Below are 14,835 nucleotides of genomic sequence, written 5' to 3' on the forward strand. Positions count from 1 at the left end.
TTATATTTTAATTAATTGTATCGTAAACGGCATATTGTGATGAATAATCCCGATATGCTCTGCAAAAGTATCTTTTTTGTTTTGAAATTCAAATGTAATCTTTTCTTTTGATTTTCTGGCAAAAATCATTTTATATAAAAACTTATCTTCTTTGTTCTCAAAAAGATAGATATTTCCGCTGTTTTGCTCAGAACCATAGATAATTTCATTTTTCCCAACAAAGGTCTTGTCTATCGCATAAACCGGCTGAAGCAACATTCTGAAATCGTCTTCCAATGCTTTCAAAAACCTTTTATTATCCATGCCATCGACGAAAAAATTCACTTTAAAGCTATCGGAAGATATTTCAAAATCGAGTAATTTATTTCCGAAATCGGTAGCAAAAACAACTCTGTGAATATCTTCGTTTATCTTTTTTATAACTACGATTCCGCCCAGATTTCTTCCATAAATTTCCATATTGGCTTTATAGACATAATCCTTCGTAGTGTCTGAAAAATATGGGTTGCTATATTCCGAAATGGTAGTCGTTGTGAGCTCAGCGTTTTCAGGTTGATAAACACCACAACCTGTCCATATCAGCGTGAGACTAATTAGTAAAATCCGAAGGACTGACTTTTGCATTCAGTTGTTGATTTTTGAAAACTATTCTGGTATAATCGCCTGAAGATTCATTGAGTTTTACTTCCGAAACCACGAATGTGTCAAACGGAAAATACAGCTCGATTTCTGCAATAACCTTTTTCAAATCTTTAGATTTCGGGATAAATTTAGCCACATAATGTGTTTTGTTTTTGTAATAGCTGATTGAAAATTCGTTGTCGTCAAACATATTTCCGCTTACACTTCCGATAATCAGCTTGTTGATTTTCTCAAACATCTTGTTGCCCGAAGCATCAAAGCTCGATTTATTGCCTTGGTCGTTGATGTGGATTTTTCCTTTTTTGAAAACAATGCTGTATTGATACGGCTTGGTATATCTCCAATTCAGTAAATCGGAGGCCTGAAAAACCATATTTCCGGAAGTTTCGATATCATTAGACAAAAAGCTCATATGTTTATGTTGAACAAAATCGGTTTTCAGGCTTTTGATTTTTTTAGATTTTTCTGTTACTCCGCTTTTGAATTGAGTTAGTTCATTTGCCGAAAGCTTCTGTTGCTGTGCAAAAGAACTCGATATTACTGCAAAAACCGCAATCAGACTAAAAAATACATTTCGGATTTTATTCATTTTCTAACAATTTATTGATAGTAATCATTTGATAATTTTCCTTTTGCAAAGTTAGCAATAACTGTTCCAAAACGCGAATTGTTTTGTCGGAAGTATCGTGCAACAGAATTATACTTCCGGGTTTGAGCTTGTTTGTAATGCGTTTTAAAATTTTGTTTTCGTCCCCAATTACCGTATCGAGCGAACGGATATCCCAACCGATTACCTGATGTTTTAACTCTTTTATCGCTTTAGCTATATGCGGATTCGTAACTCCGAAAGGCGGTCTGAAATAATGATTTTTTTCTCCTGTGATTTCCTGTAAAAGCAAGGCGGTTTTTTGCAATTCTTCCCGAACTTTTTCGGCTGAAAAAAAGCCAAACGAATTACTGTGGCTGTATGAATGATTACCTAATTGATGTTTTTCGGAATAAATTCTTCTACAAATATCAGGGTGTTTTTCAATTTGCTTTCCGATACAGAAAAATGTCGCTTTTGCGTTGTATTTCTCTAATAAATCGAGAACTTTTGGTGTAAAATCCGTAGGCCCGTCATCAAAAGTTATAGCAATTATTTTTTTATTCGTTTTTTTCCGATAAATAACAGGAATAAAATACCCCAACCGAATGTCAAATGCTCCCCAAATCGTAAAGCCAAACCAAAGAATTCCCACCAAGAATAACAATAAATAATAACCGGAAAATATTAGTATTATAGCCGATACGATACAAAGTGTAGATATGATTTTGTGTTTCACAATTAGATTTTATTAGCTATAATTTTGTGTAAAAATAAACCTATTATCTTATAATGTCGGCCTTCCCTTCTTCCATTTTCTTTCACTCGAATTCCATATTAAATATGGAGGGTCAAAACCTTCAACAAAAATTATTTCAAACTCATTATCATTGATTTTTTTATATTCCGGCTTTCCAATTTCATACTCCTGATATATTCCATATTCATTCAATTTTTCCCAATCATTATTTTCTGGTAACTCTTCTTTGGAACTTTCTATTTTTTCAATTATCTGATTTCCAAGTTTAATTTCAGTAACTCGATTATATTTAACAGGTAAATTTATCCAAATAATCCATAATAGAATTATCCCGATAAAAACACCTAATATAATTCTAATTACTTTCATTTCTAACATGTATAATTTTACAAAGCACCTCTCAAAAGTACCAGACTATGGTCTAATCCTCTGTATTGGTTGTACAACAAAATAGTTTTATATTGCTGTTTTTCAACGGAATTAATTCTTATAACATCAGGAATTTGCTGTTTTTTCAGCATATTCGCAGCAACCCAAAGCCCGAAAGCCGAAGCTGTATTGTATTCCCCACTCAAATGCTTGTAATAAACGGAAACGGATTCAGCGAAATAATCCGATGCTTTTGCAAAGTAATCATCAAATTCCATATCTCCGTTATTTCCTAAAACAACCACATCTATTTCAGAGGTATTGAGGTTGTTTTTCTTTAGAAAAGCATCAAACAAATCAGGTAATTGTTCTCTACTTACTTTGTTTTTGATTTGAATATCAACAACTTCTGCATACGTTGAATCTTTACGAATATTTTCCAAAGCAAAAAATGTTGCTCCCTCCGAAAAAACAGCTCCTTTGGATTTGGATTCTAACACCGAAAAAGGTTTTTCTTCTTCAGGTTTAATAAGTCCGATAAGCTTATACAACGAAAAAGTATGATTGGCATATTCATCAATTCCTCCAACCAAAATGCTTTTCGCTTCTTCGGAAGTGATTTGCATACACGCATCGAGCAAAGCCGATTCAAACGAAATAGCTCCGTTTACATACGTAAAATTATAGCCTTTGCAGGAAAGCCTTAAAGCGATTTGAGCTGCAACCGTATTGTGAGTAGATTGTATAAACGAAGTCGGAGTTAAAAACTGTTCGTTGTTGTCCAAAATGCTTTTCAGGAACTTTTCCGAATCCTGTGAACAGCCCATTCCCGTACCCGTAATAATGGCATCAACCTGTTCCAATTCCGCTTTTTGAAGTGCCTGAACTGATGCAGCTACTCCCATTTTTATCCCTTTTGCCATTCGTCTGATAGCGGCAGGCGGAATAAACGCTTTGTAATCAGGCTCAACAGCTTTTAACGTGTTTTCTGTCTGATTGAGCTCTGCCGAATCTAAAAAATCCGTTTCAAAAGTATCTTGTGCAGATATAGCCGAAATTCCGTTGATATAACAATTCTTCATCTGCTTAAGATTTTGAAAAGATTAAAGACGAACAATTTCCTCCGAAACCGAAAGAGTTTGACAAAACCGTATGGATTTCTTTTTCGGTAAGCTCGGTTGTCGGAATCAAATCAAATTCTTCCATTTTATCTTTAAAGTTCAGATTCGGATAAATCACATTATGACGTAATGCCAATATGCTGTAAACTGCCTCAATAGCCGCAGCTGCAGCCAAAGTATGTCCCGTATAAGGTTTGGTAGAGCTGAAAAGTGGAATGTTTTGACCGAAGATTCGCTGTAAAGCCCGCCCCTCCGACAAATCATTATTCGGAGTTGCTGTTCCGTGAACGTTGATATAATCTATATTTTCGGGAGAAATTCCTGCCATTTTTAAGGCTTTTTCCATAGCCAAAAACGCTCCCTCCCCGTCTTCTGACGAGGCAGTCTGATGATAAGCATCATTGGCATTTCCGAATCCCGAAAGATAAGCCAGAACTTCCCGATTCTGCTCTTTGACAACCTTATCCGATTCCAAAATCAGATAAGCCGCTGCCTCTCCCAAATTCAGTCCTTTTCGGTTATTATCAAACGGAGTATTGTACGAATCGGTCAAAATCATTAACGTATTAAATCCGTTGATTGTGAATTTGCTCAAAGCATCACTTCCTCCGACAATTACCCGTTCTAATTGTCCCGAGGCAATAAGTCTTGCTCCGAACATTACCGCATTGGCAGCCGAAGAACAAGCTGTGCTTATCGTAGTTACCAATCCCTCAATACCTAAAATGTCCGCTATTTTGTGCGAAACATCTCCCGCATCGTGCGAAGTAATAAATCTTCGGATTTCGGGATTATCAAAATATTCATAAAAATACTGCTCGGTTTTATCCATTCCTCCCACACTCGTAGAAGAAACCAAACCTGTCGGGTAATCGTTGATATTTTTGATTCCTGCGTTTTCGACCGCTTTTTGAGCAGCATAAGCTCCCAAAAGCGTAGTTCTTGAAAAGTCGTGATTTTCAGGAAGTTTTAAAATAGTTGCTAACTCAGAATTGGTTAATTTTATTTCTCCGAATTTCAAAACACCTTTATGAACAGTATCGATATTTTCCAAATCGGAAATACCCGAATTACGGTTTTTTAAGGCATTAAAATTCTCCTCAACCTTCATTCCGATAGCTGAAATAATTCCCATTCCCGTAATCGCAATCTTCATAAGCCTCACCCTACCCCTCTCCAAAGGAGAGGGAATAATTTAGTTAATTTTATATATGTATTTCCTTTCCAAAAGCCCCTCCTTTGGAGGGTTGGGGAGGAATCTATTTCGTTCTATTTACCTCAATATAATCAGCCATTGTCTGGATAGACGTAAAAATAGCTCTTCCTTCTTTCGGGTCAGCTAATCTGATTCCGTAGTCTTTATCCATAAGTACAATAAGCTCCAAAGCATCAATCGAATCCAATCCTAATCCGTCCCCGAAAAGTGCATCGTCATCTGCAATATCCGCAACAGATAAATCCTCCAAATTAAGCGTTTCGATGATTTTAGCCTTTAATTCTTCTTTTAAATTTCCCATATTATTTTGTATATAATTTTTTAATCGTTTCTATATTAACCTCTTGTGTTCCATTTTGTGAAATCAAACACATAAAAGCCTTATATTCCTGCTGAAAATACTCCACCCAACCTAAAAGCACCTTTTTTGATTTCCCCGATTTTAATAAATATTCCGAATATGCTGTCAAAAATTCAGGATTAAAAGCCTCAAATATAAAGAAACTATTTTCAGAATACAATTTGTGCTTGATACTTATCTCTCCAATACAAATATTAGGCAGGGTATAAACAAAAACAGCGGGACTCGGATAGAAATTTTCCTTGTCCGTTATGGATTGCTGATATTTGTAATCTGTATCCAAAGAAGAAGAACGGTTAGCCAAAACCAAAGCAATATCGTTATCCGATTCGTTCAGGCTTTGATTTTTAAGTAAAATTTCTGCTCCCAAAAAAGCCAGTTTTGACAGATTGTCCATTTTGAAAAACTTCGGATAATCTACCCCGAAATGCTTGTAAGCCTCTTTGGAAAAAGCTGAAAAATTCTCTGAATCCGAGCCAAACAACTCTTTTCCGCCCGAAATAACTTTGTTATCCCGAATCAAAACACTTGATTCTATGTAAAATTCTTTATTCAACATTAATTATTTTCTCAAACAAAACCGCCGTATTACAACCTCCGAAACCTGATGCGGTTTTCAGAAAGTAGTTCATTTTCTTATTTTGAAACTCTGTAAAAACCGTAATCGGTTTTGAAACTCCCGACTCCGAAAATCCCAAAGACGGAAGAATTTTATTCTGATATAACGCCTCAATGCTGACAACCGTTTCGAGTAATCCCGAAGCTCCGAGCGTATGGCCGTAGTTGGCTTTCAGGCTGAAAATCGGAATTTCCGACATATTCATTCGGTCAAAAGCAATAGCCTCCATTTCGTCATTATACAAAGTTGCTGTTCCGTGAGCCGAAATAAAGTCAACCTGTTCGGGTAAAATTCCCGCTTCCTTAAAAGCACTCTGCATACTTCTGAAAAGCCCCTCTCCCGTTCTCGAAGGACCTGAAATATGATTCGCATCGTTTATTGAACCTTCTCCCAAAATCTTAACTGCATTTGCACTTTTTTGTTTTGACAAATAAACTGCTGCAACCGCCTCTCCGAGATTGATTCCTTTTCGGTCTTTATCGTAAGGTCTGCAAAGTTCATCACTCATTGCCTGAAACGAATTGAATCCCGAAATCACAAACTCCGAAATTTCATCTCCTGCCACGACAAAAGCCTCTTTATAATCCGAAAACTGCAACATTCGTTTGGCGACCGACAAAGCCAAAACTCCCGAAACACAAGCATTGGAAACCACAACAGGCTCGGTTGTAAACCCAAAAAAACGGGCTGTTTTTTGAGCTAACTTCCCCAAATTAGCTTCGGAAAATTCTGATTCTTGATTTTCTAAAAGCCTTATATTTCCTTTGGTTGTCGATAAAACCAAAACAGATTTTTCGGTTATTTTTTTTCCTTTTACAATCGGATACAAAACCAAAATCAATAGCTTTTCCAATCGGGTAAAATTACTATCTGAAGAAATTTCGGAAAATCTTCGGTTGAGTTCTTCATCAAAAATTTCTCCCAAAAGAACCTTCGGAAACATCGGATATTTATCCGAAACAGAAATTCCCGATTTTCCATTCAGTACAGAATCAATATTCGACTGCACATCAAACCCTAAAGGAGTAATGCAGTTTGTTTCGGAAATGTATATCGATTTATCTATCAAAATATTTCCATTTTTTGTTTCCACTTTTCATAAAATTCGGGATTGTTAAGCGACAAAACTCCGTCTTTATCCACAAAAACCTGAACGGTTTGTCCCGTACAGACCAATTCGTTATTTTCGTTAAAAATCTTATACGTAAAAATCATTTTGGCAGCCAAAGTCGGGATAAGCGTTGTTTCGATAACAGCATATTCCCCGTATTTCAGCGAAATTTTATGCTCACATTCCGATTTTACGATAGGCACGACATAACCCTCCTTTTCAATATCCAAATACGTCAGATTATGCTCACGTCCGAAAGCCTCACGTCCCTCCTCAAAATAAACGAGATAATTTCCGTGCCATACGATTCCGAGCGGGTCGGTTTCGTTAAAACGGATTCTGAATTTATAGGCAGAAGTAATCGTTTTTTGTTCTTCAGACCGTTCTTTTCTTTTTGTCATAAATAATCGAAATGGTTAATGTCGCTACAAAGAACAAAAATAGTAAAATTATATCGGGAAGAATGTCTGAAAGACCTCCTTGTCTTAAAAGTATGTCATAAAAAGCGTTCAGTCCCCAATTCATCGGAGAAATTTTAGCAAATCCCTGCATTATATCGGGCATTGCAAAAACAGGCACCCAAACCCCTCCGAGCGCAGCCAAAATGATAACCGAAGTAGCTCCGAAAGGTGCGGATTGCTCTTGTGTTTCCGCATAAGTTCCGAGCAAAACCCCAAAGCCTATGGCAGCCAAACCGCAGAACAAAGCGACAATCGTAAGCAAACCCAAATTCGTCCATTCCAAAGCAATCAAACCGAAATACGGAAAGACAAACTTCCCGATAAATAGCATTACATAAAACTGCAACAGACAAATAATCAGATAGGTTATGATTTTTCCTCCCAAAAATACCAAATGCGAAACAGGACTTGTAAGCAAACGTATGTAAGTTCCCTGATTTTTTTCCTTAACCATATTGACGGAAAGCGGAACAACGATAAAAAACATAGCAAACAACGTCCACGCAGCAATATTGTGCTGAACAGAGTTTGGTTTTGGCTCTTCGCTATTTGCTGTTGGTAAAATTTCCTCAAAAACAATCAGACTTTCCTGCTCAAAAAACGAATTTTCTTCGGATAACTGCTCCTGAAAAGCCCTGTAAATAGACTGATTCTCAATTTGAGTTACGATTTTATCAATAGCATTCTGAACTCCCGATTTGAAAGACAAATGCGTAGCAGGGTCAAAATACAATTTGATTTCTTTGGCCGAAAAGTGGTTTTCTTCGGTATCGGAATCATCTCCCAGACCAAAAGCACTGATAGCTTTATCCACGTTGTGATTGACCTTGTTTTGTAAATCACTGCTCAAATTTTCGGGAATGACGATTCCCATTTGGTATTTTCCTTTAAAAACAAGGTGTTGAAGTTCCTGTTCACTAACGGAAACCAATACAAAAGATTCACTTTTTGATAAATTATCAATAATGGTTTTTGAAATTTCGCCTTTATCGTTATCCACAAAAGCAATTTCTATTCGGGTCGAAACCGCTTTGAACGAGCTGTCCTGAATAAGCGTAACGGTAATAACCAAAACCAAAGGCATCACAAACAAAATGACCAAACCTCCCCAATCCCTCGACAGGAGCAACATTTCTTTTTTGACCGACTGCCACAATTTATACCTCATCACGAAGCTGTTTTCCTGTTAAACTTATAAATACATCTTCGAGATTTGACGTATTTTCGGTATTTTGAATCAGGCTTTTCGGCGTATCGCAAGCGAACAATTTTCCCCTGTCAATAATGGCAATTTTCGTACAGAAATGCTCTGCCTCCGACAAATGGTGCGAAGTATAAATAATGGTCGTACCTGACCTGTTTAATTCTTGCAAATATTCGATAATCACGTTTTTAGATTGCACATCTACCCCAACAGTCGGCTCGTCCAGAAACAAAATCTTCGGATTGTGCAGAACTCCTGCTATCAGATTGATTCTTCGTTTCATTCCTCCCGAAAAAGTTCCGATTTTTTTGTCTGCAAATTCCAAAAGTCCCAATCTTTCCAATGCCTGATTGGTTTTTTGGTGTAAATCTCTGCCTTTCAGTCCGTACATACCCGCAAAATACGCAATATTCTCTCGGGCTGTAAGTGTGGGATACAAAGCATATTCCTGCGGAACAACTCCGATATTCTGATGAATTTCGGTTTTGTGATTGGAATAGGATTTATCAAGAATCGAAATCTTTCCGGAAGTAGGTTTCAAAAGTCCGCACATCATCGAAAGCAACGTGGTTTTTCCTGCTCCGTTCGGACCCAAAAGCCCGAAAATCTCTTTTTGAGCAATAGCCAAAGAAACTCCCTTAACCACAAAAGTTTCGGTGTTTTTGTATTGTTTGTAGAGGTTATTAATTTCTATGGCTATATTATTTTTCATGGATTAAACCGCTTTTTTCAGCTTTTTAAAAAATGCTTCTTCTCTGTCGGCAATTTCAAGCATATTTTTTGACAGCATAACATAAACGTCCTCCTGATTGCTCCGTTTTTTGTAAACCCTTGCAAGCTGCACAGCCAAATCTCTCCACATATCACCAATTTCGGTCATTTCTTTGGAGAGTTCACGCAATTTTTCATTCTTCAGAATATCAGCTGATTCTTGTAAAAAAGCGGCATAAATAAAGCGAAAACCTCCACCACCCGTTCCGATTTCTTCCTGCATTCGGATAAGCTGTCCGAGATAATGATTGGTTTTGGCAACTCCGAGTTTTTTATGCCATTTTACAATATTTTTAGCTACTGTCCGAATGGCTTTTACTCCCGCAATCGGAACGGGTGCCAACATATCGTTACAATTCTTTTTGACTGCTTTTCGGATTGCTTTTTCCCAGTTTATCACTGCCGGAAGATAAACAGGATAATACAAATGCCCCTTCGGAGCTAAAGCTCCTTTGGCAAAACGTACTTTTTCCAGCTCCTGATGTGTAAGCGTCGTAGTTTCCTGCATAACAGGGTCGCTAATCAGGTAATCGGTATCGGTTTTTCCGTACACAACCAAATTATGTGCATTGAAATGAAAACGATATTCATCAGGAAAATAAGTCAGTCCATAAACACCTACCTGCAATCCTGTGGGAATGCCGTTTTTTAGATTTTGGTCAAGCACCTGTTGTGCTTTTTCGGGACTATTGAATTTCTGTCGTTTGATTTTGATTCCCAATAGTTTTGCCATTCGCTTAAAAATCCAGCCAGGCATCGGTCTGTAACTGAAAGCAGGCGAAAAATTAACTTTGATAAAAGGCAGATATACAAAAAACAAACCCGAACCCAAACCAAAAACCATAGGTTCACTGATTTCGATTCCCTGATGTTTTAGCAAATTGGACGCTACGCCATTCTCGCAATGAGCCGATTGGTTATGTTTAAATTCTACCTGCATTATCCTTTAAAACTCTTTAATTCTTCTGTCGAAATTTCAAAAACAACAGCATATTTTTTTAAAATTTTATCGCTTAATGTAACAAAAACTTTCGGTTTGCAATGTCTTTTTACCCGCCATTTCCACATCGAAACGTAACTTGCCAAAATCGACAAATCCATTTTATTTTTTTCCATAAAATAGACAATCGGACTCGCCTGACCGTTAGCAACCATTTGCCGGGCATTTTCAATTCTCTGCTGAATGAGCTGTATAGAGCCGTCCAATGCGACCGATTTCGGCTCCCAACCTGAACTCAATGCCGTTGTGTAATTTCCGTTTTCGTCAACTGCATAGCACAATTCTTTGAGGTCTTTTTTGGACAAACTGCTGTCGTCTTGTGGTATTTGGTCTGTTTTCATTTTCTTATTGCTCTCTGATAAACAAATTCATTTCTGTCTCCAAAAGTATTTTTTCTTCCGCAAAGATAGTACACTGTATCAAACACAAGGTATAATCTTCGGTATCCATTTTTGAAATAAGCCTTGCTTTGGAAACCAGTGTTTGGTTTACCAAAGGTAATGCCTTTATGGATAGCTTCTTAATCCCTCCGATAAAACCAACTAACTTCACTGCTGTTTTTTCTTCCGAAAAATAAGTTTGAGCTACTATGGCGGAACAGGTTTGAGCCGAATTTTCAATCAATCCTGATTCAGAAAAATAACCGTTATCTACAAAAATACAATCTTTAGAAATCAAAAAAGTCGTTTCAACACTTTCATCATCGATATACGTAATCAAATCTACCATCAGCATAGGCTCTCTGTGGGGCAGGAAATTCCGGATTTCTATGGGTAATGTTCTCGTCATTTTTATTTTGCCAAAACGGTTTTCATTTGGGCTTTGGCGATTACTTCTCCGTCAATTTCTGACGTTATATCCACCAAAGTAACTCCCATAAATTCCTGCAAGATTTCAGCCGAAGTTTCTACTTTCTGTCCGATTTCGGGAAGTCTTATAATTTCAACCGATTTAATAGAACCAATATAGCCTGTCGGTGCTTGTTTTTGCTGAATATGATACTGAAAACCTGTATATAAAGCAACGGTTTGAGCCATATGTTCAATCAGTCCAGAAGCAGTAAAAACCTCAGAATCAGCAAGAATATTGGTTTCGTTTATCGTAAGGGAAGCTGTTATTTTTTCGTCTGAATAAACAATCAAACTATCGACCATTACAAACGGATATTTTTGAGGGATAAGTCCCTGTACAAATGTTGCGTCAGTTATCGGAAACGTATAATTCATCAGACTACGGTTAAATAAGCATAAGCATACGAAAATCGTCCGCTTTCGGGAACAGACAGCAATATGATATCCCCTTTTTTGAGCCTGCCGGAATTCATCAATTCTTCGAGCATTAAATAAATGGAAGCCGAGCCGACATTTCCGACATACGGCAAATTCATAAACCATTTTTCTTTCGGTACTCCGATTCCGTATTCGTATAGTTTGTCGTGTAGTTTATCCACAAAATAACCCGAAGAAACGTGAGGCAAAAAATAAGTTATATCTTCTGTCGTAATATTGTGTTTTTTCAATGCTTCACGCATACTCAAAGCTCCTTTTTCAAGGATATTTTCGTCCAAAACTTTTACGTCCTGCTTAATCGAAAAAACCGATTGCTCCAACCATTCTTCAGTTTTGTAATCGTTCCAAGGCTTTATGCTTCCGTCTTTCTGTTTATCGCCTCCTGCATACATACAGGTTTCAAGCTCGTAGGCATACGAATAGAAATCTATCCATTCGATTTTCAGCGATGTTTTCCCGACAGGTTTGTTCTGCAGTAAAAAAGCTCCTGCTCCGTCCGAAAGCATCCAACGTAAAAAATCTTTTTTAAAGGCAATAACAGGCTGTTCTTCAAGACTTTTCAGATTTTCGGCTTCATGTTCAAAACGGTCTGCAAGCAGCCAGGTCGAAACTTTTTCTGACCCTGTACAAACTGCATTTTCGGAATTTCCGGATTTTACAGAAAGATACCCATATTTAAGAGCATTCATTCCGGCACAACAAACACCAGAAGACGAATTCAGCTCCAGCGAATGATTTTTCAATAATCCGTGAACCATAGCCGAATGCGAAGGTAAAAGCTGGTCGGGTGTCGATGTTCCGCAAGACAAAACCTGAATGTCTTTCAATGAAAAATTTTCATTCTGCAAATTCTCTACGGCAGATCGGGTAAGTTCTGCATTGGAATGGGTCGAGTTGCCATTTTCGTCCAAAGCATAATACCTCGTAATAATTTTATTATTGCGTAAAATTATATTTTTTGCCTTGGATTTTTTTCCATTTATTAAGCCTAATTTTGTTTCTATTTCATCATTTGAAACAGGTTCATTTGGCAGGAATTTAGACGCTCCGGTTATATATACATCAAACATAAATATCTCTAAACACCTTTGAAATAGGTGATTTCTTTTTTAATTTTTTGATATCTGAAAGGATATGTCAGCCAATAGATTAGGTTCACTATCGGAGACAAAATCCAGATTGCGACGACAAGATAGTAATAAAATCCTTTTAGCCATCTCTTTCTCGTATTTCCTTTTTTGTTTTTTATCAGCCCCGCCCATTTGGCAAACATTTTATTGGCTGTTTTGTCAATCTGAATCAAAAAATGACGGATTTCAACTGCTCCTTTATCCAGCAAATCGGTTTGGAGGTTGTCGTAAGAACCTTCTTTGAGATGCTTTAAAATCACTTCGCCAAATTTTGACGATTTATCAATTTCGTGTTGAGCAATTCCCGGTGTGGGGAAAATTCCGAATTTGCGTTTCTCTCCGGTAAACATCCATTTTACGATTGTGTAGGCACTTATCAGATTCGGATTTCGGTCTGCCAAAGCAATGTTCCCAACTAATTTTGTATTGAAGTTTCCGAACAGTTTTTTCACTTTTTCCTGTGCCATTGCCCACATATTCCGGCTTCCGATAATGGTAATTACCGGAGTATCTGCAAATATTTTACCAGCATATTCGCTTTGCAAAAACGAATTGGCAGGAATTGACGGACTCAAATACCAAGGCTGGTACGCAAAAAGTATCAAATCGTATTTTTTGGAAAGAACTTCGTTGGAAATGGGTTTTATTTTGTGAGGAACTTGCAAAAATGTATCCGGAAATGCTCCGAAAAACGTTTCGTTTGTCCACGGAAAAGGAAAGTCGTTTTCCATTTCGATATTCAGAACATCAACCTGAATCTGATTATCCTCCACTAATGGCTTGACAACCTGCTCCGCTATCTCTTTTAGCTGACCCGATTGAGAATAATATATGACCAAAACATTTTTTTCCATTTCGTGCTTTTCAGAAAGTCAAAGGAGCAAATTTAATGTATTTTAGCTACTGATTAAAGGATTCTACGGTTTTTTGAAAAATCCTTTTAATCTGTGGCAGAAAATTATTCTTTCCAAAAATCAAAAAAGTTGAACCACTGCAATGGATATTTTTTCAACATTGATTCCAAGTTTGAGACATAAGTTTCTAATAATCCCTGTGCGTCTCTGTGTTTTACTTCGGCTTCACGAGCATATAAATGATAGTGCAGATTTGGTTCTTTCATCACATACACGAAAACGACAGGCACTTTCAACCTCGACGCAATCAGAAAAGGTCCTGCCGGAAAAGTGGCTTTTTTACCAAGAAATTGTGCTTCGAGAGTTTTACTTCCTTCAAAGTAACGGTCGCCCGTAAAACAAATTAATTCGTTGTTGGACAAAGCCGTATTGATATCAAAAATATGCGACATATCATCTTTCACAACAATGTATTTGACTGCTGATTTTTGGCTTATGCTTTCTAAATATTTTTTGATTTCGTTGCGTTCCATATCGGTTGTGACCAGATTGATTTGCATATCGAAATCAATATCAGCAAAAAATTTTTCGGCCACTTCAAAATTACCGATATGAGCACTAATCAGCACTCCTCCTTTTTTGTCGGCAAGTAGTCGTTTGAGGGTTTCGATTCCGTCAAATTCATAGGTAAATTTATTGCGAAGTCCCGCATTTATAGCAACTTTGTCAATAAGTGTTTTCCCGAAAGTAAGGTAACTTCCATAAACAGACACTTTGGCTTTCAACCAAGAATATTTCAGTCTTTCTATGAAATATGAAAAAATAGCTTTGTTGCTTTTCCGAGCAAACAAAAAGTAATATAAAGCCACAAAATACAGAACAAAATAAGCTGTTCTGACTCCTGCTTTTTTGATAAAAAATACAAATATTTTATATCCGAGCAGTGTACCTCCGGACTTTCCGTCCCATTGAGCCATGGTTTGCTTTATTTAATTTTAGCCTCTATCAGATTATAAAAATCGCCGAAAGTAGAAACACCTGCAAAATCAGCTTCTCCCAACTTCACTCCGAAATTCGCTTCTATAACCACAACCAAATCCACATAATCAAGACTATCCAAATCCAAAGTTTCTTTCAGGTTAGCATTTTCCTGAATCATAGAACCATCGGCTTCAAATTCTTCAACTAAAAAATTATTTACGATTTTTACGATTTCATCTCTGTTCATCTCGTCTGTTTTTTCTGGAAGGCAAAGTTAGTTTTTTTTAATTGAAAAGCAAGAAATTATTATTTAGCAATAGGCAGTAAGCTATATGCTATAAGCCTATTTTCAGACAAGTA

General features: G+C 37.0%; 20 protein-coding genes. All 20 read right to left on the bottom strand.

Annotation, left to right across the window (positions count from 1 at the left end):
* The 20 genes from CDL10_RS10005 to CDL10_RS10100 all read right to left on the bottom strand — a co-directional run bounded on the left by CDL10_RS10005 (position 1) and on the right by CDL10_RS10100 (position 14,722).
* Positions 1-624 (bottom strand): hypothetical protein, encoded by a 624-nt coding sequence (locus CDL10_RS10005; protein WP_133119485.1) that lies wholly within the window; start codon positions 622-624, stop codon positions 1-3.
* Positions 590-1,231: a LolA family protein gene (locus tag CDL10_RS10010; RefSeq protein WP_100678396.1), complete on the bottom strand. Its 642-nt coding sequence runs from the start codon at positions 1,229-1,231 to the stop codon at positions 590-592. Before CDL10_RS10010 ends, CDL10_RS10005 begins: the two co-directional genes overlap by 35 nt.
* Complete coding sequence (locus tag CDL10_RS10015) at positions 1,224-1,967, bottom strand: polysaccharide deacetylase family protein (protein ID WP_243389332.1); 744 nt, start codon at positions 1,965-1,967, stop codon at positions 1,224-1,226. The genes CDL10_RS10010 and CDL10_RS10015 overlap by 8 nt, the downstream gene beginning before the upstream one ends.
* 48 nt (positions 1,968-2,015) lie before the next feature.
* Positions 2,016-2,357, bottom strand: a complete 342-nt coding sequence (locus CDL10_RS10020) for a hypothetical protein (RefSeq protein ID WP_100678398.1) — start codon at positions 2,355-2,357, stop codon at positions 2,016-2,018.
* Between the two features lie 17 nt (positions 2,358-2,374).
* A complete protein-coding gene (locus CDL10_RS10025) occupies positions 2,375-3,439 on the bottom strand; it encodes a beta-ketoacyl synthase N-terminal-like domain-containing protein (RefSeq protein ID WP_100678399.1) in 1,065 nt (354 codons plus the stop codon).
* 4 nt (positions 3,440-3,443) lie between these two features.
* Positions 3,444-4,634, bottom strand: a complete 1,191-nt coding sequence (locus CDL10_RS10030) for a beta-ketoacyl-[acyl-carrier-protein] synthase family protein (RefSeq protein WP_100678400.1) — start codon at positions 4,632-4,634, stop codon at positions 3,444-3,446.
* Positions 4,635-4,737: 103 nt separating this feature from the next.
* Positions 4,738-4,995 (bottom strand): phosphopantetheine-binding protein, encoded by a 258-nt coding sequence (locus tag CDL10_RS10035; protein ID WP_100678401.1) that lies wholly within the window; start codon positions 4,993-4,995, stop codon positions 4,738-4,740.
* A 1-nt stretch (position 4,996) separates the two neighbouring features.
* Positions 4,997-5,614, bottom strand: a complete 618-nt coding sequence (locus CDL10_RS10040) for a 3-oxoacyl-ACP synthase (RefSeq protein WP_100678402.1) — start codon at positions 5,612-5,614, stop codon at positions 4,997-4,999.
* Entirely contained in the window at positions 5,604-6,767 is a 1,164-nt protein-coding gene (locus tag CDL10_RS10045) for a beta-ketoacyl-[acyl-carrier-protein] synthase family protein (RefSeq protein ID WP_243389333.1), read from the bottom strand. Before CDL10_RS10045 ends, CDL10_RS10040 begins: the two co-directional genes overlap by 11 nt.
* Positions 6,740-7,186, bottom strand: coding sequence for an acyl-CoA thioesterase (locus tag CDL10_RS10050; RefSeq protein ID WP_100678403.1), 447 nt, complete (start codon positions 7,184-7,186; stop codon positions 6,740-6,742). Before CDL10_RS10050 ends, CDL10_RS10045 begins: the two co-directional genes overlap by 28 nt.
* Positions 7,161-8,414: an ABC transporter permease gene (locus CDL10_RS10055; protein ID WP_100678404.1), complete on the bottom strand. Its 1,254-nt coding sequence runs from the start codon at positions 8,412-8,414 to the stop codon at positions 7,161-7,163. Before CDL10_RS10055 ends, CDL10_RS10050 begins: the two co-directional genes overlap by 26 nt.
* Positions 8,404-9,162, bottom strand: coding sequence for an ABC transporter ATP-binding protein (locus tag CDL10_RS10060; protein WP_100678405.1), 759 nt, complete (start codon positions 9,160-9,162; stop codon positions 8,404-8,406). Before CDL10_RS10060 ends, CDL10_RS10055 begins: the two co-directional genes overlap by 11 nt.
* Before the next feature lie 3 nt (positions 9,163-9,165).
* Positions 9,166-10,161 (bottom strand): BtrH N-terminal domain-containing protein, encoded by a 996-nt coding sequence (locus tag CDL10_RS10065; RefSeq protein WP_100678406.1) that lies wholly within the window; start codon positions 10,159-10,161, stop codon positions 9,166-9,168.
* On the bottom strand, positions 10,161-10,562 hold the full coding sequence (locus tag CDL10_RS10070) for a hypothetical protein (protein ID WP_100678407.1): 402 nt from the start codon (positions 10,560-10,562) through the stop codon (positions 10,161-10,163). Before CDL10_RS10070 ends, CDL10_RS10065 begins: the two co-directional genes overlap by 1 nt.
* Positions 10,563-10,566: 4 nt before the next feature.
* Positions 10,567-11,010 (bottom strand): hypothetical protein, encoded by a 444-nt coding sequence (locus tag CDL10_RS10075; RefSeq protein ID WP_100678408.1) that lies wholly within the window; start codon positions 11,008-11,010, stop codon positions 10,567-10,569.
* A gap of 2 nt (positions 11,011-11,012) precedes the next feature.
* Positions 11,013-11,447 carry a hypothetical protein gene (locus CDL10_RS10080; protein WP_100678409.1) on the bottom strand — a complete coding sequence of 145 codons (435 nt, stop codon included), beginning with the start codon at positions 11,445-11,447 and terminating at the stop codon, positions 11,013-11,015.
* The gene (locus CDL10_RS10085; protein ID WP_100678410.1) at positions 11,447-12,580 is read right to left on the bottom strand and encodes a beta-ketoacyl-ACP synthase III; all 1,134 of its coding nucleotides are present in this window, start codon (positions 12,578-12,580) and stop codon (positions 11,447-11,449) included. Before CDL10_RS10085 ends, CDL10_RS10080 begins: the two co-directional genes overlap by 1 nt.
* Positions 12,581-12,588: 8 nt before the next feature.
* The gene (locus tag CDL10_RS10090; RefSeq protein WP_100678411.1) at positions 12,589-13,494 is read right to left on the bottom strand and encodes a hypothetical protein; all 906 of its coding nucleotides are present in this window, start codon (positions 13,492-13,494) and stop codon (positions 12,589-12,591) included.
* A gap of 104 nt (positions 13,495-13,598) precedes the next feature.
* The gene (locus CDL10_RS10095) at positions 13,599-14,471 is read right to left on the bottom strand and encodes an LpxL/LpxP family acyltransferase (RefSeq protein WP_100678412.1); all 873 of its coding nucleotides are present in this window, start codon (positions 14,469-14,471) and stop codon (positions 13,599-13,601) included.
* 8 nt (positions 14,472-14,479) lie between these two features.
* A complete protein-coding gene (locus CDL10_RS10100) occupies positions 14,480-14,722 on the bottom strand; it encodes an acyl carrier protein (protein ID WP_100678413.1) in 243 nt (80 codons plus the stop codon).
* Positions 14,723-14,835 lie beyond the last annotated feature (113 nt).

This window comes from Avrilella dinanensis (genome assembly GCF_002807015.1).
Lineage (GTDB): Bacteria > Bacteroidota > Bacteroidia > Flavobacteriales > Flavobacteriaceae > Flavobacterium > Flavobacterium dinanensis.

What these genes read in the sequence shown, in the direction of transcription:
- CDL10_RS10075 (WP_100678408.1), bottom strand. Translation starts at nt 11,010, where the DNA reads ATGACGAGAACATTACCCATAGAAATCCGGAATTTCCTGCCCCACAGA.
- CDL10_RS10085 (WP_100678410.1), bottom strand. Translation starts at nt 12,580, where the DNA reads ATGTTTGATGTATATATAACCGGAGCGTCTAAATTCCTGCCAAATGAA.
- CDL10_RS10020 (WP_100678398.1), bottom strand. Translation starts at nt 2,357, where the DNA reads ATGAAAGTAATTAGAATTATATTAGGTGTTTTTATCGGGATAATTCTA.
- CDL10_RS10025 (WP_100678399.1), bottom strand. Translation starts at nt 3,439, where the DNA reads ATGAAGAATTGTTATATCAACGGAATTTCGGCTATATCTGCACAAGAT.
- CDL10_RS10065 (WP_100678406.1), bottom strand. Translation starts at nt 10,161, where the DNA reads ATGCAGGTAGAATTTAAACATAACCAATCGGCTCATTGCGAGAATGGC.
- CDL10_RS10050 (WP_100678403.1), bottom strand. Translation starts at nt 7,186, where the DNA reads ATGACAAAAAGAAAAGAACGGTCTGAAGAACAAAAAACGATTACTTCT.
- CDL10_RS10005 (WP_133119485.1), bottom strand. Translation starts at nt 624, where the DNA reads ATGCAAAAGTCAGTCCTTCGGATTTTACTAATTAGTCTCACGCTGATA.
- CDL10_RS10060 (WP_100678405.1), bottom strand. Translation starts at nt 9,162, where the DNA reads ATGAAAAATAATATAGCCATAGAAATTAATAACCTCTACAAACAATAC.
- CDL10_RS10070 (WP_100678407.1), bottom strand. Translation starts at nt 10,562, where the DNA reads ATGAAAACAGACCAAATACCACAAGACGACAGCAGTTTGTCCAAAAAA.
- CDL10_RS10010 (WP_100678396.1), bottom strand. Translation starts at nt 1,231, where the DNA reads ATGAATAAAATCCGAAATGTATTTTTTAGTCTGATTGCGGTTTTTGCA.
- CDL10_RS10095 (WP_100678412.1), bottom strand. Translation starts at nt 14,471, where the DNA reads ATGGCTCAATGGGACGGAAAGTCCGGAGGTACACTGCTCGGATATAAA.
- CDL10_RS10090 (WP_100678411.1), bottom strand. Translation starts at nt 13,494, where the DNA reads ATGGAAAAAAATGTTTTGGTCATATATTATTCTCAATCGGGTCAGCTA.
- CDL10_RS10030 (WP_100678400.1), bottom strand. Translation starts at nt 4,634, where the DNA reads ATGAAGATTGCGATTACGGGAATGGGAATTATTTCAGCTATCGGAATG.
- CDL10_RS10055 (WP_100678404.1), bottom strand. Translation starts at nt 8,414, where the DNA reads ATGAGGTATAAATTGTGGCAGTCGGTCAAAAAAGAAATGTTGCTCCTG.
- CDL10_RS10100 (WP_100678413.1), bottom strand. Translation starts at nt 14,722, where the DNA reads ATGAACAGAGATGAAATCGTAAAAATCGTAAATAATTTTTTAGTTGAA.
- CDL10_RS10040 (WP_100678402.1), bottom strand. Translation starts at nt 5,614, where the DNA reads ATGTTGAATAAAGAATTTTACATAGAATCAAGTGTTTTGATTCGGGAT.
- CDL10_RS10080 (WP_100678409.1), bottom strand. Translation starts at nt 11,447, where the DNA reads ATGAATTATACGTTTCCGATAACTGACGCAACATTTGTACAGGGACTT.
- CDL10_RS10035 (WP_100678401.1), bottom strand. Translation starts at nt 4,995, where the DNA reads ATGGGAAATTTAAAAGAAGAATTAAAGGCTAAAATCATCGAAACGCTT.